Raw genomic sequence first — 24,809 nt, 5'->3', positions numbered from 1 at the left:
TCGATACGGGCCCTTGCCATGATCCGCATCTCTGAACTCAAGCTCCCGCTGGAGCATTCTCCCGAGGCTTTGTCGCAGGCCATTGCCCAAGCGCTCGGCCTTCATCCGGCAGACATCGCCAGCCACACCGTCCACAAGCGCAGCTTCGATGCGCGCAAGGCGGATCTGCTTCAGGTCTACATCGTCGACGTGACGCTCGCGAACCCCGAGCAGGACGCAGCCGTGGTCGCTCGCGCCGCCAGTGCACACGTGCAGCCTTCTCCCGACATGACGTATCGCCCGGTGTTCCAGGCCAGCGATGCCGCGGACCTGCCGCGTCCGGTGGTCGTGGGATTCGGCCCTTGCGGCATCTTTGCGGCGCTCCTGCTGGCGCAGATGGGGCTGAAGCCCATCGTGCTCGAACGCGGCAAGAAGGTGCGCGAACGCACCAAGGACACCTGGGGCCTTTGGCGCAAGAACACGCTTCAGCCCGAATCGAACGTGCAGTTCGGCGAAGGCGGCGCCGGCACTTTCTCCGACGGCAAGCTCTACAGCCAGATCAAGGATCCGCGCTTTCTGGGCCGCAAGGTCATGCAGGAATTGGTGAAGGCGGGCGCGCCGGAAGAGATACTCTGGGAGGCGCATCCGCACATCGGGACCTTCAAGCTGGTCAAGGTGGTCGAGAACATCCGCGAGCAGATTACGCAACTGGGCGGCGAGATCCGCTTTCAGCACCGCGTGACCGACATTCATGTCGAAGGCGGCCATGTTCGCGGCCTGACGGTGCTCGATCAGGCCAGCGGCCAATCCCATGACCTGCGCGCCGACCATGTGGTGATGGCGCTGGGCCACAGCTCGCGCGACACTTTTTCCATGCTGCACGCGCGCGGCGCGCCGATCGAGGCAAAGCCTTTTTCCATCGGCTTTCGCGTCGAGCATCCGCAGGGCCTGATCGACCGCGCACGCTGGGGCCGGCACGCGGGTCACCCGATGCTGGGCGCGGCCGAATACCGTCTGGTGCATCACGCCAGCAACGGGCGGTCGGTCTACAGCTTCTGCATGTGCCCGGGCGGTACCGTGGTGGCCGCCACCAGCGAGCCGAACCGCGTCGTCACCAACGGCATGAGCCAATACTCGCGCAACGAGCGCAATGCCAATGCCGGCATCGTGGTGGCCATCGAGCCGCGCGACTACCCCACCGACTACCAGCACATCGACGTGCCCGAGAGCGCCCAGGGCAAGCCGCATCCGCTGGCGGGCATCGAGCTGCAGAGGCGGCTCGAATCCAACGCTTTCGTGCTGGGCGGCAGCGACTACTGCGCGCCCGGCCAACTGGTGGGCGACTTCGTGGCGGGCAAGCCGTCGACCGAGTTCGGCGAGGTGCTGCCCAGCTACAAGCCCGGTGTCCATCTCACCGACCTGCATGCCGCCCTGCCCGACTACGCGATCGCGGCATTGCGCGAAGCCTTTCCGGCCTTCGGCAAGAAGATCCGAGGCTTCGACCGACACGATGCGGTGCTGACCGGCGTTGAAACACGCACCTCGTCGCCGATCCGCATTGCGCGCGACGGCGAAACCCTGCAGTGCCCGGGCCTGGCAGGCCTGTACCCTGCCGGAGAAGGCGCGGGCTATGCGGGCGGAATTCTTTCAGCCGGTGTCGACGGCATCAAGGTTGCCGAGGCGGTGGCGCGGCAGATCGCGCCCCACGCCGATGCGTCCGCCCTGGCCGCCTGATCGGCCGCAGACGCCTTCGCCACAGATCTCGATATTCATGACGACAAGCAAAGACATGGCGCGCTTTCCGCGCCCGCCCGCATCGCAATTCACCCAGGGCGTGCTCGCCATGGTGGCGGTGGTGCTGGCCTCCAACTACCTCGTGCAGTTCAGCATCAACGACTGGCTGACCTGGGGGGCCTTCAGCTATCCGGTGGCCTTCCTGGTCAGCGACCTGATCAACCGCCGCTTCGGCCCCGGCCAGGCGCGCCGCGTGGCGTGGCTGGGTTTCGCGGTTGCCGTCGCCGCTTCGGTGGCGGTGGCGCCGGTGCGCATTGCCGCGGCATCGGGGCTGGCCTTCATCGCCTCGCAGTTGCTGGACATCGGCGTGTTCCACCGCTTGCGGCAGGGCCGCTGGTGGAAAGCGCCGCTGGTGGCCACCGTGATCGCCGCCGTGCTCGACAGCATCGTGTTCTGGGGCATCGCCTTTGCCGGCACCGAAGGACCCTGGATCACCTGGGCGCTGGGCGACCTTGGCGTGAAGCTCGCCGTGGGCGTGTTCATGCTGCTGCCCTTTCGCCTGCTCATCGGCCAGTCGCTGGCCCGAGCCGCCTCCAACCAGGCGGGCGCCGCCTGAGCTTCGCCTTTCTCTTCACCGAACCTGATTTCCGCGACCACGCCATGACCGACGCCACCGACAACATCGTTCCCACCACCGTCCCGCAAGCGCCTGCTTCTGAACCGGAAGTCACCGCTGCTGCTGCCGCCGAAGTCGTCGCCGCGGCAGAGGGCGACAGCAACGCCGAGCCCAATCGCCGCCGCCGCTCGCGCCGGGGCGGCAAGGGCCGGAACCGGGCGGCCGGGCAGGATGCCGGCGCCGCACAGGGCAAGGACGCATCCGCCCCTGCAGCCGCCGCGGCTCCGTCCGGCAAGCCACGCGAACAACGCCAGGCCCGCGCGGGCGCCAAGCCCAACCCGGTGCTGGAGCGTCTGTTCCAGTTGTATCCCGGGCTGTTCGGCGCACGCTTTCTGCCACTCAAGCGCGGCGTCTACGAGGACATCGTGGCGCGCCACGGCAGCGAATTCGAGCCCGAGGCGCTGAAGGCTGCCATGGGCATCCATGCCCGCTCCACCCGCTATCTGGAATGCGTGGCCGCCGGACTGCCGCGGCACGACCTGGAAGGCCAGGTCGTGGAACCCATGGCGCCCGAACACGTTCACCATGCGCTGATGGAGGTCTACAAGCGCCGCCGCCTGCGCAACGGCCAGGACGTGTCGGACGAACTGCGCGCCCGCCTGGTGAAGGCGATCGAGGCTTCCGGCCTGCGCCGCGACGAGTACCAGTTGCGCATGCGCACGCGCGACGAAGCCGCCAATGCGCTGCTGGACGACGCCGTGGCCGAGGCTGGCCGCCTGGCCGCACGTCGCGAAGCCATGCTGCGCGCCTTCGAGGCCAGCGGCAAGGACGAAGCCCAGTTCGCCGACATGTATGGCATGACGCACAAGGACGCCGCCCGTCTCCTGGCCGGCGCCCGCCGCGACCGCGCCATGGCGGCCACACCCTCCGAGGCGCCCACCGAAGCACCCTCCTCGCCCGCCGACGACGCTGACGCCGCGGCAAGTTCGCCGGTGCCCGACCAGGCCGCCTGATTCCCACACGGGCCGTCGATCCGGGCGGCCTGCATTAGTCTTGTCTTCTTTTGCCCGGCGCGCCGGGCCGAGGAAACGCACGCATGGCAGACAAGATCCTGGTGTTCTACGGCTCCTACCGCTCAGACCGGATGGGCATCCGGCTGGCGCACTACCTCATGGACAAACTGGCGGCGCGGGGCGCGCAGCCAGAGTTGATCGACGCCAAGGCGATCGGCCTGCCCATGCTGGACCGCATGTACAAGGAGTACCCGAAGGGCAGCGCGCCAAAGCCCCTCGAAGACCTGGCCGAGAAGATCCGGACGGCCGATGCCTTCATCTTCGTCACTGGCGAATACAACTGGGGCCCGCAACCCGGCCTGAAGAATCTCACCGACCACTTCCTGGAGGAGTTCTTCTGGCGGCCCGCCGCCGTGGCCAGCTATTCGGCCGGACGCTTCTCGGGCGTGCGCTCGGGCACGGTGTGGCATTCGATCCTGTCGGAGATGGGGATGGTCGTTGTCTCCAGCACACTGGCCGTCGGCCCGATTTCGCAGACGCTGGACGAGCACGGCAAGGCCACCGGCCCGGCGGGCGAAGCGCTGGAGCGATCGTTCGGCCGCTTTGCCGACGATCTGGCCTGGTGGACCGAGGCCACGCGCGAGCAAAAGGCGCGAAAGGCGCCACCATACTGAGCAGGCTTGGCACAAGAAAAAAGCGGGCAGCCGCCTTGGCGACTGCCCGCTTTTCTTGAAGGACGAGCCTGGCGTCAGGCGCGGTTTTGCAGCGCTGCGATGCGCTCCTCGATCGGCGGGTGCGTGGCAAACAGCTTGCCGATGCTGCCGGTGATGCCCATGGCTTCGACCGCCTTGGGCAGTTCGCCCGCCGGCAGGCCACCCAGGCGCGCCAGCGCGTTCATCATCGGCTGCTTGCGGCCCATGAGTTCGGCGGCGCCCGCGTCGGCGCGGAACTCGCGCTGGCGCGAGAACCAGGCCACCACGATGGCGGCGGCAAAGCCCAGAACGATGTCCAGCACGATCGTCGTGATCATGTAGCCGATGCCGGGGCCGGAGTTGTTGTCGCTGCCGCGGCGCAGGAACGAGTCGACCGCATAGCCGATCACGCGCGACAGGAACACCACGAAGGTGTTCATCACGCCCTGGATCAGCGTCATCGTGACCATGTCGCCGTTGGCGATGTGCGCCACCTCGTGGCCGATGACGGCCTCGACTTCCTCGCGCGTCATGTTCTGCAGGAGGCCGGTGGAAACGGCGACCAGCGACGAGTTCTTGAACGCACCCGTGGCGAAGGCATTGGGTTCGCCTTCGAAGATGCCGACCTCCGGCATGCCGATGCCCGCCTTGTCGGCGAACTTGCGCACGGTGTCGACGATCCAGGCTTCATCCGCCGATTGCGGGTTCTCGTGGATCATGTGGAGCTTGGTCGACCACTTGGCCATGGGCTTGCTGATCAGCAGCGAAATGATCGCGCCGCCGAAACCCATGATGAGGGCGAAGCCGAGCAGCGCCCCGAGGTTGAGCCCGTTCGCCGTCAAGTAACGGTTGACGCCGAGCAGGCTGGCAACGATGCCCAGCACCGCCACCACCAGGACGTTGGTCAGGACAAACAGAAGAATGCGTTTCAAGGTTTGGACTCCGTGGGAGAGGAAACCCCACTCAGATGGGGGCCAGGCGGCCCGCTTCAAGCTGGGTGAGGGGCTGCAGGCACATGGGTTGTTCTTGATTCTGGCGACCTGCGTGGACGGAAAACGTCGGAGTCATCATAAAAGCAAAAGTTCTGGTTTTGAGCGCACCAACCGGGCACGCCAAGCACCGGCAGCGGGGTGAAAGGCTTGGACGCCAGCCAGTCGGGATCGAGCGCGGCGGCCAGTGCCCTGTCGTCGCCCATTGCCAGCGAAGGGCCGTGCGGTTCGGGCGCCAGCAGCACGTGTGCGGTGAGCGATTTGCGCGGCGCCACGAGCAATTGCTCCAGCAGTGCGTGGCCAACGATCTGCAATCGGGCCTGCGACCAGAGCGAGCGCTCGCCCACGAAAAGGCGGCGCCAATCGCGCTGGCGCAACGCATCCCACAACGGCGGCGGCGCCTGCAGGATGGCGCCGTTCTCGTCGAGCAGCGTCAGCGCATCGCGCACCCGGCCGCGCCGTGAGCCGACGCCCAGGCGACGGATCTCCGTGGCCTGCAACCGATTCATCCGGCGTTTGGCCTGCGGCAGATGGAGCCAGACGAGGGCGTTGAAGAAGTCGTGCGCGTTCTCGCGCGTGGGGATGGCGGCCGCTTCGTCGATGAACTGCTCGTAGGCCGTGTCGGGCGCAAGGGCCTGCTGAGGCACGAATCGGCGTTCGGCCGGCTGCTCGTCAGCCAGCGCGCTCACCACGCCGATGTCTGCCGCGCGCTTGGCCAGCAGGCGGCCCCGGGCGGCGTACGGCTGGAGCCATGGGACCGACCAATCGATCCGGCTGGCCGCCGGCCAACCGGACGCGGCGGGATCAGCGCAAGGCGCTTCCACCACGCGTCAGCCGCTTGTCGCGCACCGCCACGCGCGAGCTGCCTTCGTCGCGCATCTCGAATGCCTCGGTCGCAGCCAGGAGCTTGGTCAGGGTCGCGTAGCCGTAGTTGCGCGAATCGAACGAAGCCTTGTTGCCGATCTGCGAGCCCACGGCGCCCACCAGGGCCCAGCCGGTTTCGTCCTGCACGGCCTGGGCCGCATCGCGCAGCAAGGTCATCAGCCGCGAGTCCTGCCGCAGCTCGGCACTGGGTACGCGCAGCCGCGCCGGACGTCCGGGCACACCGGGGGCGGCCGCCTCTCCACCTTCGCGGCCGGCTGCCGTGGCGGGCTCGGTGCCGCCCGCCGCCCCGGAACTCGCCTCCGCATCTTGCTCCGTGGATCCGAGTGCTTCGAGATAGAGGAAGCGCGAACAGGCGTTGACGAAAGGCTTGGGCGTCTGCGCCATGCCGAAGCCGAACACGGCGGCGCCCTTGGCACGCAGGTGCATGACCAGCGGCGTGAAGTCCGCATCGGACGAGACGATGCCGAATGCGTCGGGCCGGTCGTTGTAGAGCAGCTCCATCGCATCGACCGTCATCGCCATGTCGCTGGCGTTCTTGCGCTTGGAATAGTCGAACTGCTGGACCGGCTTGATGGCGAACTCCAGCAGCCGCTCCTGCCAGCCCGACAACGCGCCCTTGGTCCAGTTGCCGTAGGCGCGCCGCACGTTGATCACCCCCAGCGTTGACAGCTCCGTCAAGACCTCGTCGATCTTGTCGGCCGGCGCGTTGTCCGCGTCGATGATGAGCGCGATGCGCAGTTGCTTTTCGGCGATGAGGGGCATGTCGATCCTTGGTTGCGAGCTTCGGTCAGTCGGCTTTCAGCTTCCATTGCACCTGCTCGCCGCCGCGCAGGGGCTTGAGGGTGGCTTCGCCGTAGGGCACCGTCTCGGGCACGGTCCAGCTCTCGCGCACCAGCGTGACGGTGCCGCTGTTGCGCGGCAGGCCGTAGAAATCGGCGCCGTTGAAGCTGGTGAAGGCTTCGAGCTTGTCGAGCCGGTCGACGTTGTCGAAGGCCTCGGCGTACAACTCCAGCGCCGTGAGCGCCGTATAGCAGCCGGCGCAGCCCAAGGCGTGTTCCTTGAGGTGCGCCGGGTGCGGGGCGCTGTCGGTGCCCGCGAAGAATCGCGTGCTGCCGCTCGTGGCCGCTTCCACCAGCGCCAGGCGGTGCGTCTCGCGCTTGAGCACCGGCAGGCAGTAGTAGTGCGGCCTGATGCCGCCCGTGAAGATGGCATTGCGGTTGTAGAGCAGATGGTGCGCGGTGATGGTGGCGCCGGTGAACTCGTCAGCCTGCTGCACGTACTGGGCACCTTCCTTGGTCGTCAGGTGCTCGAACACGATCTTCAGTTCGGGAAAGTCGCGCCGCAGGGGAATGAGCACGCGGTCGATGAACACGGCCTCGCGGTCGAACAGGTCGACGGCCGGATCGGTGACCTCGCCATGCACCAGCAGCAGCAGGCCGTGCTTCTGCATGGCTTCCAGCGTCTTGTAGGTGTGGCGGATGTCGGTGACGCCTGCATCGCTGTTGGTGGTGGCGCCGGCCGGGTAGAGCTTGAGGGCGCGCACGCCGGCCCGGGCGGCCAGAGCGATCTCTTCCGGAGGCAACTTGTCGGTGAGGTAGAGCGACATCACCGGCTCGAAGGCGCTGCCGGCCGGGAGCGCGGCCATGATGCGGTCGCGATAGTCGATGGCCTGCTGCGCGGTGGTCACGGGCGGGCGCAGGTTCGGCATGATCAGCGCGCGGCCGAACTGGGCGGCGCTGTGCGGCACCACGGCCTGGAGGGCGGCGCCGTCGCGAACATGCAGGTGCCAGTCGTCGGGGCGGGTCAGGGTGATCTGTGAGAGGCGGGTCATGAACGGGATTGTCACCGCTCGCCGCACACCGCGTCGATGATCGTCCCCAGGGCCTTGACGGCCGCTTCCGGGGTTTCGCCGAACTGCGCCTGCACGATGGCGCCATCCACTGCCAAGGCGATGGCGGCCGCCTGCTTGGCGCGTTGTCGCGACGCAGGCAGCAAGCCGGCGATGGCGGCGGCCATGTCGGCCTTGTGGTTGCGCGAGACGGCGCAAACCTCGGGCAGCGCCCCACCCAGCTCGCTCACGCTGTTGAGGAACGCGCAGCCGCGAAACTCTTCGTCGCCTAGCCATTCGGCCAGCGCCGGCACCAGCGCGCGGATGCCCTTGCGGGCGCTGCCATTGCGCTCGAGCGCCGAGTGCAGCCACTGCATCCAGTGCTCGTGCCGGTGATCGAGGTACGCCAGCACCAGCTCGTTCTTGCTCGGAAAGTGCCGGTAGAAGGTGACTTTGGTGACACCCGATTCGGCAATCACCCGGTCGATGCCGGTGGCGCGCACGCCGTCGCGGTAGAACAGTGCGTGAGCGGTGTGGAGGATTCGCGCGCGGGCGGGAAGCCCTTCAAGCGTTGAAACGGATGCGGATGCGGTCTTCGGCATGGCGCATTGTAGACAGATCTGTCTACATGCATCTATAGTGCGGCTTCCAGAAGTAGACAGACCTGTCTACCCACCCTTCATGCTTGCCATTCGAAAGGACCACCGTGCAAGAAAATCAGCCCCGCCCGCCGCTGCCCCCGTTCACCCGCGAGACGGCCATCCAGAAGGTTCGACTGGCCGAGGACGCGTGGAACAGCCGCGATCCGGAGCGGGTCGCCCTCGCCTACACGCCAGACACGCGCTGGCGCAACCGCGCCGAGTTCCCTGTCGGCCGCGAGCAAGTCCAGGCATTCCTGCAGCGCAAGTGGGCGCGCGAGCTGGACTATCGCCTCATCAAGGAACTGTGGGCTTTCGACGGCCACCGGATTGCCGTGCGCTTTGCCTACGAATGGCATGACGAAGCCGGCAACTGGTTGCGCAGCTACGGCAACGAGAACTGGGAATTCGACGATGCCGGCCTGATGGCGGTGCGCCACGCCAGCATCAACGACCTGCCCATTGCCGAACACGAGCGCAGGTTCCACTGGCCGCAAGGACGGCGGCCCGACGAGCATCCCGGCCTGAGCGCGCTCGGCCTGTAACCCCGCCTGCCCCCGGCAGAGGGCCTGTCGCGCAGGCGCCCGCCCTAAGGAAAGACCCGATGGGTCCGATAGTTATCGATCGTTACGATCGGTCGCTGGCCGAATCCCGGCCGCCGACGTGTCCAGTTCTCGATGTCTGCATCCAAAGAGTCCGGCCGCCCATTGCCGGATGATCCACCGACCGCCCACGCGGCCAGCGTGCCATCTTCCCCGGAGTTTCCCGCCGTCGATGAGCCCGACGAGCAGACCCGCATGCCGCTGGCCGTCGAGGACTGGGCCACGGTGGTCATCATGGGCCTGCTGGCGTGCATCACTTTCGCCAACGTGCTGGTGCGCTACTTCACCGATTCGTCGTTCGCCTGGACGGAAGAGTTCTCGGTGTTCCTGATGATCCTGCTGGCGCTGGTGGGCGGCTCGGCCGCCGTGGCGCGCGACCGGCACATCCGCATCGAATACTTTGCCGAGCGCGGCTCGCCCCGGCGCAGGCGCGCCCTGGCCATGCTGGGCGCCGGCACCGTGGCGCTGCTCTTCGCGCTCATGACGGTGCTCAGCGTGCGGCTGGTGTGGGACGACTACCGCTTCGGCGAGACCTCGCCCGGCATCGGCGTGCCGCAGTGGTGGTATTCGATCTGGCTGCCGGTCGTCTGCGCGGGCATCTGCCTGCGCGCCTTGGGTTTGCTGGTGCGCCGCGCACGCCAGGGCGTGCCGACATGATCGCGACGCTGCTGTTCGTCGCCTTCCTGGTGTTGATGGTCGCGGGCGTGCCGATCGGCGCGGCCATGGGCCTGGCCGGCGCCGCCTGCATTGCGCTGGCCAATGGCGACGCCCAATGGTTCGGTTTGCTGGCCGTGCCTCAGAACTTCTACGCTGGCCTGGGCAAGTACCCGCTGCTGGCCATTCCCATGTTCGTGCTGGTCGGCGCGATCTTCGACCGCTCCGGCGTGGCCGCGCGGTTGGTGAACTTCGCCATCTCCATCGTGGGCCGCGGCCCCGGCATGCTGCCGCTGGTCGCCATCGGTGTGGCGATGTTCATGGGCGGCATTTCCGGCTCGGGTCCGGCCACGGCGGCCGCGGTGGGTGGCGTGATGATTGCCGCGATGGCCCGCGCCGGATATCCGATGGCCTTCTCGGCCACCGTGGTCGGCGCGGCGGCGGCGACCGACATCCTGATCCCGCCGTCGATTGCCTTCATCGTCTATTCGGTGCTGGTGCCCGGTGCCTCGGTGCCGGCGCTGTTCGCCGCCGGCATGATTCCGGGCGTGATGGTCGGCCTGGCGCTGATGGTTCCGTCGGTGTGGCTGGCCAGGCGCCACGGCATGGGCGCCGGCGAGGCGCAGCAGCCGCGCCCGCCCTTCTGGCGCAGCCTGCGCGAAGCCAGTTGGGGCCTTGCGGCGCCGGTGCTCATCCTCGGCGGCATGCGGCTGGGCTGGTTCACGCCCACCGAAGCGGCCGTGGTGGCGGTGTTCTACGGCCTGTTCGTGGGCATGGTGGTCTACCGCACGATCGGTGTGCGAGACCTGTTCGCCATCCTGCGCGACTCGGGCGAACTCTCGGGCGTGATCCTGGTGGTGGTGTCGCTCGCCGGGATCTTCGCCTACTCGCTGTCCACCCTCGGCGTGATCGACCCGGTGGCCAAGGCCGTGGCCAATTCGGGCCTGGGCGAATTCGGCGTGCTGCTGCTGATCATGGCGATGCTGGTGGCCATCGGCATGGTGCTCGACGGCGTGTCCATCTTCCTGATCTTCGTTCCGCTGCTGTGGCCCATCGTGCAGCACTTCCAGTGGGACCCGGTGTGGTTCGGGGTGATCCTCACGCTGCTGGTGGCGCTGGGGCAGTTCACGCCGCCCATGGCGGTCAATCTGATGGTGTCCTGCCGGATCGCCGGCGTGGGCATGGAAGACACGGTGCGCTGGGTCCGATGGCTGGTCGCCTCGATGGTGCTGGTCATCCTGGCGGTCAGCGCATGGCCGCAACTGGCCCTCTGGCTGCCCGAGCGACTGGGCTACTGAATCCAGATCCAACCCGAAACCAAGAAGCCATTTCAACCAAGGAGACGAGATCCCATGAAACCCCGCCGTCATTTCTTCGCATCGCTGGTGGCCACCGCCGCCGCTGCCGCATCGCTGGCCATGCTGCCGGCCGCCGCGCAGGCGCAGGCCGCCAATGCCAGCAACTACAAGTCCGAATACAAGATGTCGCTGGTGGTGGGCACCGCCTTCCCCTGGGGCAAGGGCGGCGAGATCTGGGCCAACCTGGTCAAGGAACGCACCCAGGGCCGCATCAACATCAAGCTCTATCCCGGCGTATCGCTGATCCAGGGCGACCAGACGCGCGAGTTCAGCGCGCTGCGCCAGGGCGTGATCGACATGGCCGTCGGATCGACCATCAACTGGTCGCCGCAGGTCAAGGAGCTGAACCTGTTCTCCCTGCCCTTCCTGATGCCCGACTACAAGTCCATCGACGCGCTCACGCAAGGCGAAGTGGGCAAGGACATCTTCAAGGTGCTCGACAAGGCCGGCGTGGTGCCGCTCGCGTGGGGCGAGAACGGCTATCGCGAGATCACCAACTCCAAGCGCCCGATCCGCACGCCCGAGGACCTCAAGGGCCTGAAGATCCGCGTCGTGGGCTCGCCGCTGTTCCTCGACACCTTCACCGCCCTGGGTGCCAATCCCACGCAGATGAGCTGGGCCGACGCGCAGCCCGCCTTTGCCAGCGGCGCCGTCGACGGGCAGGAAAATCCGATGTCCATCTTCACCGCCGCCAAGTTGCAGAACGTGGGCCAGAAGAACGTGACGATGTGGGGCTACGTGGCCGATCCGCTGGTGTTCGTGGTGAACAAGGACGTGTGGGATTCCTGGACCCGTGCCGACCAGGACATCGTGCGCCAGGCGGCCATCGATGCCGGCAAGCAGGAGATCGAGATCGCTCGCAAGGGCCTGGCGCAGCCCGGCCAGCCGCTGCTCAAGGACATCGCCGCGCTGGGCGTGAACATCGTGCAACTGACGCCGGCCGAGCGCGAGGCCTTCGTGAAGGCCACCCGCCCGGTCTACACCAAGTGGAAGCCGCGCATCGGCGACGCGCTGGTGACCAAGGCCGAGAAGGCCATCGCCGCGCGCTGAGCCGAGTCTAGCCCCAGCCGCCGCCCAGGGCCCGCACCAGCGCCACCGTGGCCTGGTACTGCTGGGCCTTGATGAGCAGGGCCTGGCGGCTGTTGCGCAGTTCGCTGCGGCGGGTGTCCAGCAGGTCGATCTGGCTGATGGCGCCCTCGCGGTAGCGAACGTCCGACAGGCGCGTCGCGCGCCGCGCCGAATCGACGGCCTGGGCCTGCACCCGCGACTGCTGGGCCAGCAGCCTCAGTGCCGACAACTGGTCTTCCACGTCCTTGAACGCTCCGAGCACCTGCGCGCGGTACTCGGCCATGGCGCCATCGAACTCGGCGTTGGCACTCTGCACGCCTGCTTCCCTGCGGCCGCCGTCGAAAAGCGGCAGCGAGAACAAGGCGCCCACGCCCCATGAACGCGCTGACCACTTGAGCAACTCGCCGAGGTCGGTGGAGGCATAGCCGCCGTCCGCGGTGAGTGCGATGGCCGGGAACCACGCCGCCTGCGCCACGCCGATGCGCTCCTGCGCCGCCTGCACACGCCACTGCGCCGCCTGCACGTCGGGGCGGCGCGCGAGCATCTCGGAAGGCAGGCCGGCCGGAATCTTCGGCAGTGCCGTGCGCCATGCAGTGCTGTCCAGCGAGAAGTTGGTGGGCAACTCGCCGAGCACTACGGCCAGCGCATGCTCCACCTGCGCCCGCTGGCGCTGCACCGCGAGGGCGTCGGATTCGGTGGCCGCCAGTTCGGTGCGCACGCGCTCCACGTCCAGATCGCCGACGTCGCCCGCGCGCTGGCGGCGCTCGGTCAGGTCGAGCGTGTCGCGATAGGCATCGACGGTCTCTCGCACGATGCGCGCCTCGTCGTCAAGCGCACGCACGGCCAGGTAGAGCTGCGCGGTTTCAGACTGCACGGCCAGGCGCGTGCTTTGCAGCAGCATCTCGCGCGAACGCGCGTCCAGCGACGCGGCGCGGCTGGCGCCGGCCAGGCGGCCGAACAGATCCAGTTCCCAGGAAGCGCCCAGGCCGGCCGAGAACAGGCTGGCCGGACGCGCGCCCTGCGCCTTGTCGATGCCGGCGCCGCGCGCCGCCGACGCGTTCAGGCCGACCTGCGGCGCGCGCGCCGAGTCGACCTCACGCGCCAGCGCTCTTGCCTGTGCCAGACGCGCCGCGGCCTGCTGGACGTCGGTGTTGCGATCGGCCGCGCGGGCGACCAGCGCTTCGAGTTGCGGATCCTGGAACACCGTCCACCACTGGGCGCTGTCCTGAGCGGGCGCCAGATCGCCGGGCGCACCGGCGCGGTCGGAGGTGGGCTTGACGCTTTCCTTGTACTGCGCCGGCGTGTCGAGTTGCAGGTCGATCGGCGGCGGCGTGGCGCAGCCGGCCAGAACGAGCGCGGCGAAAAGTGCCGCCAGTGGTGTGGCAAGGCGGCGCATGCCGCGCGAGGCCAGTGTCGAAGTCATGAGGTTTTCTCCTTGCAGGGCCGGCGCGTCATTCGCCCGGCCGGTGAGGTGCAGCGGGCAGCGGACGCGCAGCAGCGCCGCCTGAGATGGATGGAGGTGTGCGGCCCAGGTCGCCAGCCGGCGCGAAGGCCTCGGCCTCGTGCACTTCCTTGCCGTGCAGCTTGAGCGGGCGATTGCCCGCCAGCCGGCGCATCACCACGTAGAACACCGGCGTGAGGAACAGGCCGAAGGCCGTCACACCGATCATCCCGGCGAACACCGCCACGCCCATGGCGCTGCGCATCTCGGCGCCGGCACCGCTCGACAGCACCAGGGGCAGCACGCCCATGATGAACGCGGCGGAGGTCATCAGGATAGGGCGCAGGCGCAGCCGCGCTGCCTCGATGGCGGCCTGCACCGGCGAGCGTCCGGCAAATTCAAGCTCGCGCGCGAACTCCACGATCAGGATGGCGTTCTTGGCCGATAGCCCCACCAGCACCACCAGCCCGATCTGGGTGAACACGTTGCTGTCGCCGTCGGTGAGCCACACCCCAGTCATCGCCGCCAGGATGCCCATGGGCACGATCAGGATGATGGCCAGCGGCAGGGTCAGGCTCTCGTACTGCGCGGCCAGCACCAGGAACACCAGCAGGATCGCCAGCGGGAACACGATCGCCGCAGAATTGCCGGCCAGGATCTCCTGGTAGGTCAGGTCGGTCCATTCGAAGTCGATGCCCTTGGGCAGCGTCTCCGCGGCAATGCGCTTGATGGCGTCCTGTGCCTCGCCGGTCGAGTAGCCCGGCGCCGCGCCGCCATTGATGTCGGCGGTCAGATAGCCGTTGTAGCGCATGGCGCGCTCCGGTCCGAACGTGGAATTGACCTTCATGAGCGCCGACAGCGGCACCATCTCGCCGGTGTTGGAGCGCACCTTCAGCAGGCCCACGTCTTCGGCCCGTGCGCGATAGGGGGCGTCGGCCTGCACGCGCACGCTGTAGGTGCGCCCGAACTTGTTGAAGTCGTTCGCATACAGGCTGCCCAGGTAGATCTGCATGGTGTCGAAGATGTCCTGCACCGGCACGCCGAGCTGGCGCGCCTTGGTGCGGTCGATGTCGGCATACAGCTGCGGCACGTTGACCTGCCAGCTGGTGAACATGCCGGTCAGCTCCGGCGCCTGCATGGCCTTGCCCATGAAAGCCTTGACGGCCGCATCCATCGCCTCGTAGCCCACCGAGCCACGGTCTTCCAGCTGCAGCTTGAAGCCGCCCGTGGTGCCCAGCCCTTCCACCGGCGGCGGCGGGAACATCACGATGAACGCGTCCTGGATCTTGGCGAACTCGGCATTGAGCTGCTGCGCCACCGCACCGCCGCTCTGGTCGGCGCGCTTGCGTTCGTCGAAGGGCTTGAGCATGGCGAAGGCGATGCCCGCGTTCGAGCTGTTGGTGAAGCCGTTGATCGACAGGCCAGGGAAGGACAGCGAAGTCTCGATGTTCGGGTTCTTGGCCATCACGTCGCTCATGCGGCGGATGACTTCCTCGGTGCGGTCGAGCGTGGCGCCGTCGGGCAGCTGCGCAAAGCCGATCAGGTATTGCTTGTCCTGCCCCGGCACGAAGCCGCTGGGCACGGCCTTGAACAAGCCGGCCGTCAGGGCGATCAGGGCGAGGTAGATCGCGAACATGATCGCCTTGCGGGACAGCACGCGGCGCACGCCGCCACCGTAGGCTTCGGAGCCGCGATGGAACACACGGTTGAAGCCGCGGAACAGCCAGCCGAAGGCGCGGTCCATGCCGCGCGTGAGCGCGTCCTTGGGCTCGTCATGCCCCTTGAGCAGCAGCGCAGCCAGCGCCGGCGACAGGGTGAGCGAGTTGATGGCCGAGATCACCGTCGAGATGGCGATCGTCACCGCGAACTGCCGGTAGAACTGGCCCGTCAGCCCGGAGATGAAGGCCAGCGGCACGAACACGGCCACCAGCGTCAGCGCGATGGCGATGATCGGCCCCGACACCTCGCGCATGGCGCGGTAGGTGGCCTCGCGCGGGGTGGCGCCGGCCTCGATGTTGCGCTCCACGTTTTCGACCACCACGATCGCGTCGTCCACCACGATGCCGATGGCCAGCACCAGGCCGAACAGCGTGAGCGCGTTGATGGAAAAGCCCAGCAGGTGCAGCACCGCGAACGTGCCCACCACCGACACCGGCACCGCCAGCAGAGGAATGATGGACGCGCGCCAGGTCTGCAGGAACAGGATCACCACCAGCACCACGAGCGCGATGGCCTCGAGCAGCGTGTGCACCACCGAATCGATGGAGGCGCGCACGAACTGCGTCGGGTCGTAGGCGATGCGGTATTCCAGCCCCTCGGGCATGAAATGCGAAAGCTCGTCCATCGCCTTGCGAACGTCGGCGGAGATCTGCAGCGAGTTGGAGCCCGGCGACTGGAAGACGCCGATGCCCACCGCCGCCTTGTTGTCCAGCAGCGAGCGCAGCGAGTATTCCGACGCGCCCAGCTCGATGCGGCCCAGGTCGCGCAGGCGCGTCACCGCGCCGTCGGCACCGGTCTTGACGATGATGTCGCCGAACTCTTCCTCGCTCGACAGCCGGCCTTGCGCATTGATCGACAGTTGCAGGTCCACGCCCGGCAGGCCCGGCGACGCACCCACCACCCCAGCGGCCGCCTGGATGTTCTGCCCCCGGATGGCGGCCACCACGTCGCTGGCCGACAGCCCGCGCTGCGCCACCTTCTGCGGGTCGAGCCAGACACGCATGGCGTATTCGCCGCCGCCCCAGGCCTGCACCTGCCCCACGCCTTCGATGCGCGCCAGGCGATCCTTGACGTTGAGCACCGCGTAGTTGCGCAGGTAGTCGATGTCGTAGCGGCCGTTGGGCGACACCAGGTGCACCACCATCGTGATGTTGGGCGCGCTCTTGACGGTGGTGATGCCCAGGCGGCGCACCTCTTCCGGCAGGCGCGGCTCGGCCTGAGACACGCGGTTTTGCACCAGCTGCTGCGCCTTGTCCGGATCGGTGCCGAGCTTGAAGGTGACGGTGAGCGTCATCACGCCGTCCGTGGTGGCCTGGCTGCCCATGTAGAGCATGCCTTCCACGCCGTTGATCGACTCTTCGAGCGGCATGGCCACCGTCTCGGCGATCACCTTGGGGTTGGCGCCCGGATACTGCGCGCGCACCACGACCGAAGGCGGTGCCACTTCCGGGTATTCGGAGATCGGCAGCCCGCGCAGCGCGATCAGGCCGGCCAGGAAGATGAGCAGCGACAGCACGCCGGCAAAGATCGGCCGGTCGATGAAGAATTTCGACAAGTTCATGGCGAGTCCCTCCAGCCGGCGCCAAGGCCGGCACGGATACATCGGTATTTGGTTTGGAGTGCGGGGCGCCCGCGCCTGGTCTTCAGGCGAGGCGCGCGCCCATCAGTTGGTGGCGACGCGTGTCGTGTCGGGGGTGGCGGCCTTGGCCAGGGTGGCATCCATCGCCACCATCTGCGGCGCCACCTTCATGCCGGGGCGCACATGCTGCAGGCCGTTGACCACGACCCGCTCGCCCGCCGAAAGCCCGCTCTGCACGGCCCGCAGTCCGCGCACCGGCGCACCGAGGCTCACCTCGCGGTATTCGGCCTTGTCGCCCTGGCCCACCACCAGCACGTATTTCTTGTCCTGGTCGGTGCCGATGGCGCGCTCGCTGACCAGCAGCAGTTCGTTGCTGCGGGCCTGCCCCATCCGGATGCGCGCGAACTGGCCGGGGATGAGCTCGCCCTGAGCGTTGTCGAAGGCGGCGCGAACCCGCACCGTGCCGCTGCGCGCGTCGACCTGGTTGTCGATGAGCTGCAGCTTGCCCTGGAATGGGGTGCCGTCACTGGCGGCGGTGCCCATCTGCACGGGGATCTGGCCGATCGCCGAGCGCGAGCCGGCGCCGCCAGGCAGTTCCTTCAGCGCCTTGCCGATGGCTCGCTCGTCGACGTCGAAGCTGGCATAGATCGGGCTGACCGAAACGAGCGTGGTCAGCACCGGTGCCGCCGCGCCGGCGCCGACGAGGTTGCCCACCGTCACCTCGAGCCGGCCGATGCGGCCGGCCACCGGGGCGCGCACCTGGGTGTAGTCGAGGTTCAGGCGGGCGCTGCTCAGGGCAGCCTGGGCGGCCCGCAGATTGGCTTCTGCCTCGCGCAGCGCGTTGCTGCGCTCGTCCAGTTCACGCTGCGCGATGGCCCGTTCGTCCCAGAGGCGGGCGGCGCGGGCCTGTTCGCTGCGGCTGTAGCCGAGCCGGGCGCGAGCGGCGGCGACCTGGGCCTCGGCCCGATCGACCTCGGCCGCGTAGGGCGCCGGATCGATGGTGACGAGCAGGTCGCCCTGGCGCACCAGGGCGCCTTCGGTGAAATGCGCCTGCAGCACGGCGCCAGCCACGCGGGGGCGAACGTCCACGCGCTGCACGGCTTCCAGGCGGCCGGAGAATTCATCCCACGTCCGCACCGATTCGGCCTGCACGGTGGCCACCGACACGGGCACGGCCGGCGCTTCGGCCGGCATGTTGCTCGCCTGGGCCTTGCGGGCGTCCAGGCCAATGATCGCGGCGGCCAGGGCGGCAATGGCCGTCATGGCGGTCAAGGTGGGCCACAGGCCCTTGCGGACAGACGTCGATAGCTGTTGGCGGGTCATGAAGAGGTTCCTTTTGGGTCCGAAGGGATGCAACAGGCCAACCGGCGCGGGTGGCGCCAGTGGCAATACGAAAGGCTTGGCAGAAAGTAGAGGGGGGCGGCGGCCCGAACGCGAGGGCTCGCCGCGGCGCTCAGTCGGCCGGAGGCGGCGCTGCGCTGAGGAATGTGCGCAGATGCTGCTTCACGGCCAGACCACAGGGACATTCGCCGCTGGCGCCCTGGGCCAGCGAATCTTCCCAGCCGGCGGAGCTGGGCAGCACGACCTCGGTCACCGCATTGCCGGCACTGCGAAGTCGATGGGCATAGGCCAGCCCCTCGTCGCGCAGCGCATCGTCCTGGCCCACCATCACCAGCGTGGGCGCCAGGCGCGACAGGCGCAGCGACGTACCGGGCACCGCATAGGGGTGCATCGCATCGGCCAGCTTGCCGAGGTACTTGGCCCAGCCGGCGGCCCATTTGCAAGGCGAGTCGGCATCCGCATCACGCGCCTCGCGCAGGGATGCCGAGCCGGTGCACGGATCGAGCATGGGCGACAGCAGGAGCTGCCCGGCCAGCGGCGGATGGCCACGGTCGCGGGCGATCATCGCCACCGCCGCCGCGAGGTTGCCGCCGGCTTCCTCGCCCGCCAGGTACATGTGCGAATCCTTGCCCGCCAGCTTCACGCGGCTCTTGTAGAGCCAGGCCAGCATGTCGTAGCCCACCTCGATGGGCTCCGGGAAGGGCTTTTGCGGATAGGCCAGCGAGGCAACCACCGCGCCGCTTTCCGCCAGAAGACGGGCCACCATGCGGCCATCGTCCAGGTCGCCGCAAGCAAAGGTGCCGCCATGGAAATGCAGCACCAGCGGCCCACCGGCGGCCTTGCGCTCGCCGTACAGGCGCACCAGCACAGGCTCGTGGCCCGGCAGCTTGACCTCCATCTCGCGCTCGCCTTCCCCCAGCTCCTGCGAGGGGTTGGCGGACGACGCGATGCGGTCGTCGGTGGCGGTGGCGGGCGTTCGGGGCGACATGGCTAGACCTTGTAGTTCGGCATGGGGGAATGCGTGTTGATGGTTCCGATATTAGGCCCTGGGGCTTTTGTCGGAAGTGCCCCTGCACACGCAAGTCTGTTTCCGATGGACGAACAATCGCGGCTTGGCTGCATGTGAGAATCCCGCTCCCCGGCACTGCCGGGCCATGAGGAGAAGCACAAAGCATGGACCCCATCCTTGCCATGCGCACATTCGTGCGTGTCGTCGAATCCGGCAACTTCACCCGCGCCGCGGAGTCGCTGAACCTGCCCAAGGGCACGGTGACCAAGCAGATCCAATCGCTGGAAGAGCGGGTGCGCTCCAAGCTGCTCAACCGCACCACGCGCCGCGTGTCGGTCACGCCGGACGGTGCGGCCTACTACGAGCGCGCCGCCCGACTGCTGAGCGACTTCGACGAGCTGGAGTCGAGCATGACCAACGCGCAGTCCAGCCCCAAGGGCCAACTGCGGATCGACATCGGCTCTTCCACGGCGCAGCTTCTTGTCATTCCGCGGCTCAAGGAATTCTGCGACCTGTACCCCGAGATCCAGGTCGACATGGGCGTGACCGATCGGCCGGTGGACCTGCTGGGCGAAAACGTGGACTGCGTGATCCGCGTGGGCCAGCTCAAGGACCAGTCGCTGGTGGCGCGGCGCATCGGCACGCTGCCCTTCGTGACGGTGGCCTCGCCGGACTACATCAAGCGCTACGGCATGCCGCAGCACCCCAGCGAGCTGGAAAAGCGCCATCACGTGGTGGCCTACTTCACGCAGCGTTCGCGCGGGCCGTATCCGCTGCAGTTCAGGAAGGACGACGAGGAGCTGGAGATCATGGTGACCTACCGGGTGGCCGTGAACGAGGCCAACGCGCACTTCTCGTCGGTGCTGGCGGGCTTCGGCATCTCGCAGTGCGTCACCTTCCAGGCGGCGCCGCACCTGGAGCGCGGCGAACTGGTCCAGGTGCTGCCCGAGTGGACCTGCGACCCGCTGCCGATGTACGTGGTCTATCCGCCCAACCGGCATCTGAGCCCCAAGGTGCGCGCCTTCGTCGACTGGGCGGCGCAGCTTTTTTCGGAGCACCCGCACCTGCAGGGGCGCTAGTGGCGCGGCGCGGTGGCGGCAGAGCGCCCTCGCGCATCAACGCCGGCAGATGCCCAGCACCAGTTCCTGCTCGGTACAGGGACGCACCGGCGCACCGGGCACGCCCACGGAGCCGGCGGGGCTCGCCGCAGGCATGGCGCTGGCCGCGATGCAGGCGCGCAGCTTCTTTTCCACCGGCGGGTAGTAGCGCCAGCCCTGCCCAAGCGAGGGCAGTTCCAACTTCACCTGTTTCCACTTGGGATGGCCGCTCGCCTGCAGCTTGTCGAAGTTGCTGCACAGCGATTCGGCAAAGCGGCTCAGATGGCCGACGGTGGCCTTCAGGCCGTAGTCGTAGGTGACGAGGTAGGCCTTGACCGACCAGGTGGGCACATCGCTTTCGAGCCATGACGCATAGCTGGCCGAGCGGATGGTGGCCGGAAAGTAGGTCTTGCGCGCCCGCGCGGCCTCGGGCACCCCTTCGTCGAGCTTGAGCAGCTTGATGTATTTGCGGGCCTCGGGCTTCATGTCGGTGAACAGCTTGGCCGGTTGGCCGGCCACGATGATCGCCACGTCGATGGTCTTGTCGACCGTCAGCTTGGCCAGCGCCTCCTCGTTCGTCAGGTACTGGGCGCTGCCTTCGGGCAACGGCTCCTGGAACATCAATTGATAGAGCGTGCGCGAGGTCAGCGCCGTGCCGCTGCCCAAGGGGCCCACGCCGATCTTCTTGTTCTTGATTTCGTGGATGCCGGTCATCAGCGAATCGGCGCGCACGACGAAATAGATCTCCTCGTCGTAAAGGGGAAGGATGAGCCGCAGCGGCCGGATGATGTTGCCCGCTTCGGCGTTGCCCGTCTTCGCCTCGTCCAGGTAGGCCTGGAACACGTCGGACTGCACCAGCGCCAGCTTGACGCCGGGCTCGAAGCGCATGCGCCGCACGTTCTCCGCGGAGCCCTTGGATTCGAGCACCTCCAGCTCGATGTCCGCGGGCGCCGCGACCCATTTGGCAAGGTCGCGGCCGATCTGGATGTAGGTACCGCTCGGCGATGCGGTGACGATCTTGTATTGCGCCGGTTGGGCGGCCGCGCCATGCATCGACATCAGCATGGCCAGGCCGATGCACGCGAAGAGGGATCGGATCGTCATGGGACGCTCTCCTGCTCAGGGTTGGACGCACAAGGACATGGCGGCAAGCGCATCGCTGCAGCCAGGTGCGGGGGTGGGCGCGGCGCTGGTTGCTGCATCGGAAATCGGAGCGGGCGCGGTGTCTGCCGGTGCCGGGGCCGCGGCCGGGGCCGGGGCACTTTCAGCTTGGGCGATCGACGGCGCGAGGTCCGGGGCAGGCGCGACGATCGCAGGGGCGGGGCTCGTAAGGCTCGGGGAGGTCGCGGGGCTCGCGGGGCTCGCTGGAGCATCGTTCCCGGCAAGCGATGGCGCAGGGGCTGGCACCGTGACGCCCGCCGGCGCGACTTCCGCCAGGGCGGGTTGTATTGGCGTGGGCGTCGGCTTCGGCGTGGGGGTCGCCGTCGCCGCCGGAGCGAGCGTCGGCGCTGGAGTCGGCGTCGGCGCGGGCGTCGGAGCCGGGTCAGGTGGCACTGCCGCCTGTTGCGAGCGATCGGCGCGCGCAGGCGTCCGGGCGGGAGGGGTCGGCACGGCGACCTCTTCCACTGGCGCCCGCATAGCCTCTTGCTGTTGCCGGAGGGTGCTCTTGAGCGCGGCGACGCGCGGGTCGGCGCTGGCGGCGTCCCCCAGGCTTCTCATGATCCGCTCGACAGCGCCCAATTCGCCCTGGTCGAGGGCACGCTGCATCTGCTCCACCTGCTCCCCAAGCTGCGTCAGTCGCTCGGCATCGCGCTGGCGCTCCGCATAGAGGTCGTAGACCAGCATCACGCCGAACAGCAGCAGCAGGAGCATGGCAATGCCCATCATCACCGGGCTGCCGCTGCGCCCGTTGCGCTCCCACCTCTCGGGCACGTCGGATGCGGGGGGTGGGCGCTCGATCATTCGCTGGCGGGCCATCGGCCGACCCAGGGCCGTGCCGGTCGCGAGGGCGGACTTGCCGAGCATCGGCAACCGGGCGTCGAGCCTGGCGGGAATGCTCACGTCGATGACTTCGCCGTCCCACTGGTCGAGGCCGCAAAAACGGCAAAAGCGATCCCCATCCTGCAGCAGCTCGGCGCAATGCCTGCAGGGCACCAGGGACTGCGTGTCGGAGAAGTCCACAGGTTCGTCTTGGAGCAGGAGCGATGCCTGGACACCCCAGGCTTGAGTTCATTGTGAACCTGCGGATGCTCAGAGAACACTGTCGCCTTGGCATACGCCAAAAGCAGAGCGCCCCGCCAAGGCGGGGCGCTTCGGAAAGGCCGATCGGCGAAGGATCAGTGCTGCAGGATCTTGTTCAGGAAGTCCTTGGTGCGCGCCTGGCGGTTCTCGGGATGGCCGAAGAACTCTTCCTTGGAGCAATCTTCCAGGATGCGCCCACCCACGTCGATGAAGATCACGCGATTGGCCACCTTGCGGGCAAAGCCCATCTCGTGCGTCACGACCATCATGGTCATGCCTTCATTGGCCAGGCCGACCATCACGTCGAGCACCTCGCCCACCATCTCGGGATCGAGCGCGGACGTCGGCTCGTCGAACAGCATGACGATCGGGTCCATGCTCAGCGCCCGGGCGATCGCCACGCGCTGCTGCTGGCCACCCGACAACTGGCCGGGAAACTTGTCCTTGTGGGCCATGAGGCCGACGCGATCGAGCATCTTCAGGCCGCGCGTCTTGGCTTCGTCGAGCGAGCGGCCAAGCACCTTCACCTGCGCGATGGTCAGGTTCTCGGTGACCGACAGGTGCGGAAAGAGCTCGAAGTGCTGGAACACCATGCCCACCTTGGAGCGCAGCTTGGGCAGGTCGGTCTTGGGATTGTTGACATGGATGCCGTTGACGACGATGTCGCCCTTCTGGATGGGCTCCAGCGCGTTCACGGTCTTGATGAGCGTGGACTTGCCCGAACCCGACGGGCCGCACACGACGACGACGTCGCCCTTGTTGATGCTCACGTTGCAGTCGTTGAGCACCTGGACCGGGCCATACCACTTGGAAACGTTCTTGATATCGATCATGGAGTCAGACATGGCTGTACCTCGGTTCGGTCAACGGATGATGGCGATCTTCTTGTGCAGGCGCTTGACCAGCCAAGACAGAGCAAAGCAGATGACAAAGTAGACGACGGCCGCAAGCAGGTACGACTCGACCGGTCGGCCCATGTTCTTGCCGGCGGTCTCGAAGCCCTTGAGCAGGTCGTAGGCGCCGATGGCGTACACCAGCGACGTGTCCTGGAAAAGGATGATGGTCTGCGTGAGCAGCACCGGCAGCATGTTGCGGAAGGCCTGCGGCAGGATGACCAGCGTCATGTTCTGCTTGTAGGTCATGCCCACTGCCTGCCCGGCGAAGACCTGGCCGCGCGGGATCGACTGGATGCCCGCGCGCATGATCTCGCTGAAGTAGGCCGCCTCGAAGGCGATGAAGGTGATGATGGCCGAGTATTCCGCGCCGATGGGCCGCCCGATGATGTAGGGCACGATCAGGAAGAAACCCAGGATCACCATCACCAACGGGATGGACCGCATGCCGTTGACGTAGATGGCGGCCGGGATGTCCAGCCACTTCTTGCCCGACAGGCGCATCAGCGCCAGCAGGGTGCCGAAGAACACGCCGCCGGCCGTGGCCACCGCCGTGAGGAACAGGCTGAAGTAGAAGCCCTTGAGGATGAAACTGGTGACGAGGTCCCAGTTGTAGAAGGAAAAATCAAGGTTCGTCATGTCAGTGGCCTCCTCCGGTACCGGCAGCGACAAAGCCCGGCACGCGCGACCTCTTCTCGATGAAGGCCATGATGCGGTTGATCACCAGCGCGGAGAAGATGTACAGCAGCACCACGCCGATGTAGATCTCCATGTTGCGCGAGGTTTCCTCGCCCGCCTGCAGATAGAACTGCGTCAGCTCCGCGATCGACACCGCGAAGGCCACCGACGAGTTCTTGAAGATGTTCATGGATTCGGACGTGAGCGGCGGCAGGATGATCCGGTAGGCCATCGGCAGGATGACGTAGCGGTAGTACTGCGGCGTGGTAAAGCCCATCGCCATGCCCGCGTAGCGCTGGCCCTTGGGCAGCGCCTGGATGCCCGAGCGCACCTGCTCGGCGATGCGCGCCGACGTGAACAGGCCCAGCGCGATCACCACGAGGATGAAAGGCGGGAAATCGCGCATGACGGGGAACAACGACGGCACGACGTGATACCAGAGGAAGATCTGGACCAGCAATGGAACGTTGCGGAAAAGCTCGACCCAGACATTGCCCAGGCGAACCAGCCAGGGGTTGTCGGGCAGCGTGCGGATGATGCCGATGATGGAGCCCACGATGAGCGCCAGCGCCAGCGCGCAAAGCGACACCGAAACCGTCCAGCCCCAGGCCGACATCATCCAGTTCAGATAGGTGTAGGCGTCGCCGGTGCCGAAGCAGCCGGGCACGATTTCACCGTCGATCGTGTCCTTGCAGAAGACCTGCCAATCCCATGCCATCTCAGGCTCCTCGCTGTTGTTGTGTTGTTGCCGGATA

At 67.4% G+C, this 24,809-nt stretch carries 23 protein-coding genes; 9 read left to right on the top strand and 14 right to left on the bottom strand.

The genetic code is table 11. The annotated features are described in order from the left end of the window. The first annotated feature begins 18 nt into the window (after positions 1-18). The 4 genes from QTH91_RS12075 (at position 19) to QTH91_RS12060 (ending at position 4,016) form a co-directional block, all read left to right on the top strand. On the top strand, positions 19-1,713 hold the full coding sequence (locus QTH91_RS12075; protein ID WP_286660316.1) for an NAD(P)/FAD-dependent oxidoreductase: 1,695 nt from the start codon (positions 19-21) through the stop codon (positions 1,711-1,713). Between the two features lie 37 nt (positions 1,714-1,750). Beyond that, a complete protein-coding gene (locus QTH91_RS12070) occupies positions 1,751-2,329 on the top strand; it encodes a VUT family protein (RefSeq protein WP_390367795.1) in 579 nt (192 codons plus the stop codon). Between the two features lie 44 nt (positions 2,330-2,373). Further along, on the top strand, positions 2,374-3,342 hold the full coding sequence (locus tag QTH91_RS12065) for a ProQ/FINO family protein (RefSeq protein WP_286660315.1): 969 nt from the start codon (positions 2,374-2,376) through the stop codon (positions 3,340-3,342). Between the two features lie 83 nt (positions 3,343-3,425). After that, complete coding sequence (locus QTH91_RS12060; protein ID WP_286660314.1) at positions 3,426-4,016, top strand: NADPH-dependent FMN reductase; 591 nt, start codon at positions 3,426-3,428, stop codon at positions 4,014-4,016. A 74-nt stretch (positions 4,017-4,090) separates the two neighbouring features. On the opposite strand, the gene htpX is transcribed toward QTH91_RS12060, so the two are convergent. From htpX to QTH91_RS12035, 5 genes are read right to left on the bottom strand one after another with little or no spacing between them, the layout of a single operon-like run. Beyond that, positions 4,091-4,966 carry a protease HtpX gene (gene htpX / locus QTH91_RS12055; RefSeq protein WP_286660313.1) on the bottom strand — a complete coding sequence of 292 codons (876 nt, stop codon included), beginning with the start codon at positions 4,964-4,966 and terminating at the stop codon, positions 4,091-4,093. A gap of 56 nt (positions 4,967-5,022) precedes the next feature. Then, positions 5,023-5,847 carry a DUF3025 domain-containing protein gene (locus QTH91_RS12050; protein WP_286660312.1) on the bottom strand — a complete coding sequence of 275 codons (825 nt, stop codon included), beginning with the start codon at positions 5,845-5,847 and terminating at the stop codon, positions 5,023-5,025. Beyond that, entirely contained in the window at positions 5,828-6,670 is an 843-nt protein-coding gene (locus tag QTH91_RS12045; protein ID WP_286660311.1) for an NYN domain-containing protein, read from the bottom strand. The genes QTH91_RS12050 and QTH91_RS12045 overlap by 20 nt, the downstream gene beginning before the upstream one ends. A 25-nt stretch (positions 6,671-6,695) precedes the next feature. After that, positions 6,696-7,739 carry a dihydroorotase gene (pyrC, locus tag QTH91_RS12040; protein ID WP_286660310.1) on the bottom strand — a complete coding sequence of 348 codons (1,044 nt, stop codon included), beginning with the start codon at positions 7,737-7,739 and terminating at the stop codon, positions 6,696-6,698. 11 nt (positions 7,740-7,750) lie between these two features. Further along, positions 7,751-8,338 (bottom strand): TetR/AcrR family transcriptional regulator, encoded by a 588-nt coding sequence (locus QTH91_RS12035; RefSeq protein ID WP_286660309.1) that lies wholly within the window; start codon positions 8,336-8,338, stop codon positions 7,751-7,753. A gap of 104 nt (positions 8,339-8,442) precedes the next feature. On the opposite strand from QTH91_RS12035, the gene QTH91_RS12030 reads away from it, so the two are divergent. The 4 genes from QTH91_RS12030 (at position 8,443) to QTH91_RS12015 (ending at position 12,038) form a co-directional block, all read left to right on the top strand. Next, the gene (locus tag QTH91_RS12030; RefSeq protein WP_286660308.1) at positions 8,443-8,919 is read left to right on the top strand and encodes a nuclear transport factor 2 family protein; all 477 of its coding nucleotides are present in this window, start codon (positions 8,443-8,445) and stop codon (positions 8,917-8,919) included. 132 nt (positions 8,920-9,051) lie between these two features. After that, complete coding sequence (locus tag QTH91_RS12025) at positions 9,052-9,633, top strand: TRAP transporter small permease (protein ID WP_286660307.1); 582 nt, start codon at positions 9,052-9,054, stop codon at positions 9,631-9,633. Then, positions 9,630-10,928: a TRAP transporter large permease gene (locus QTH91_RS12020; RefSeq protein WP_286660306.1), complete on the top strand. Its 1,299-nt coding sequence runs from the start codon at positions 9,630-9,632 to the stop codon at positions 10,926-10,928. The genes QTH91_RS12025 and QTH91_RS12020 overlap by 4 nt, the downstream gene beginning before the upstream one ends. A gap of 54 nt (positions 10,929-10,982) precedes the next feature. Then, entirely contained in the window at positions 10,983-12,038 is a 1,056-nt protein-coding gene (locus QTH91_RS12015; protein ID WP_286660305.1) for a DctP family TRAP transporter solute-binding subunit, read from the top strand. A gap of 7 nt (positions 12,039-12,045) precedes the next feature. On the opposite strand, the gene QTH91_RS12010 is transcribed toward QTH91_RS12015, so the two are convergent. From QTH91_RS12010 to QTH91_RS11995, 4 genes are all read right to left on the bottom strand, one after another. Next, a complete protein-coding gene (locus tag QTH91_RS12010; protein WP_286660304.1) occupies positions 12,046-13,479 on the bottom strand; it encodes an efflux transporter outer membrane subunit in 1,434 nt (477 codons plus the stop codon). Between the two features lie 28 nt (positions 13,480-13,507). Beyond that, the gene (locus tag QTH91_RS12005; protein ID WP_286660303.1) at positions 13,508-16,777 is read right to left on the bottom strand and encodes an efflux RND transporter permease subunit; all 3,270 of its coding nucleotides are present in this window, start codon (positions 16,775-16,777) and stop codon (positions 13,508-13,510) included. Between the two features lie 102 nt (positions 16,778-16,879). After that, a complete protein-coding gene (locus QTH91_RS12000) occupies positions 16,880-18,118 on the bottom strand; it encodes an efflux RND transporter periplasmic adaptor subunit (protein WP_390367788.1) in 1,239 nt (412 codons plus the stop codon). Positions 18,119-18,248: 130 nt separating this feature from the next. Continuing rightward, positions 18,249-19,124: an alpha/beta hydrolase gene (locus QTH91_RS11995; RefSeq protein WP_286660302.1), complete on the bottom strand. Its 876-nt coding sequence runs from the start codon at positions 19,122-19,124 to the stop codon at positions 18,249-18,251. A gap of 185 nt (positions 19,125-19,309) precedes the next feature. Here QTH91_RS11995 and QTH91_RS11990 point away from each other — a divergent pair, with 185 nt between their 5' ends. Next, positions 19,310-20,224, top strand: coding sequence for a LysR family transcriptional regulator (locus tag QTH91_RS11990; protein ID WP_286660301.1), 915 nt, complete (start codon positions 19,310-19,312; stop codon positions 20,222-20,224). Positions 20,225-20,260: 36 nt separating this feature from the next. Here QTH91_RS11990 and QTH91_RS11985 read toward each other — a convergent pair whose 3' ends face one another. The 5 genes from QTH91_RS11985 to QTH91_RS11965 form a co-directional block, all read right to left on the bottom strand. Then, on the bottom strand, positions 20,261-21,346 hold the full coding sequence (locus QTH91_RS11985) for a TAXI family TRAP transporter solute-binding subunit (RefSeq protein ID WP_286660300.1): 1,086 nt from the start codon (positions 21,344-21,346) through the stop codon (positions 20,261-20,263). Positions 21,347-21,361: 15 nt separating this feature from the next. Continuing rightward, positions 21,362-22,423, bottom strand: coding sequence for a hypothetical protein (locus QTH91_RS11980; RefSeq protein WP_286660299.1), 1,062 nt, complete (start codon positions 22,421-22,423; stop codon positions 21,362-21,364). A 155-nt stretch (positions 22,424-22,578) separates the two neighbouring features. After that, positions 22,579-23,316, bottom strand: a complete 738-nt coding sequence (locus QTH91_RS11975) for an amino acid ABC transporter ATP-binding protein (RefSeq protein WP_286660651.1) — start codon at positions 23,314-23,316, stop codon at positions 22,579-22,581. Between the two features lie 30 nt (positions 23,317-23,346). Further along, positions 23,347-24,015: an amino acid ABC transporter permease gene (locus QTH91_RS11970; protein WP_286660298.1), complete on the bottom strand. Its 669-nt coding sequence runs from the start codon at positions 24,013-24,015 to the stop codon at positions 23,347-23,349. Position 24,016: 1 nt separating this feature from the next. Then, positions 24,017-24,772, bottom strand: coding sequence for an amino acid ABC transporter permease (locus QTH91_RS11965; protein ID WP_286660297.1), 756 nt, complete (start codon positions 24,770-24,772; stop codon positions 24,017-24,019). Positions 24,773-24,809 lie beyond the last annotated feature (37 nt).

The organism is Variovorax dokdonensis (genome assembly GCF_030316895.1).
GTDB lineage: Bacteria > Pseudomonadota > Gammaproteobacteria > Burkholderiales > Burkholderiaceae_C > Variovorax > Variovorax dokdonensis.
Note: the sequence above shows the minus strand (reverse complement) of the source record. Positions and strands in the feature narration are given on the sequence as shown.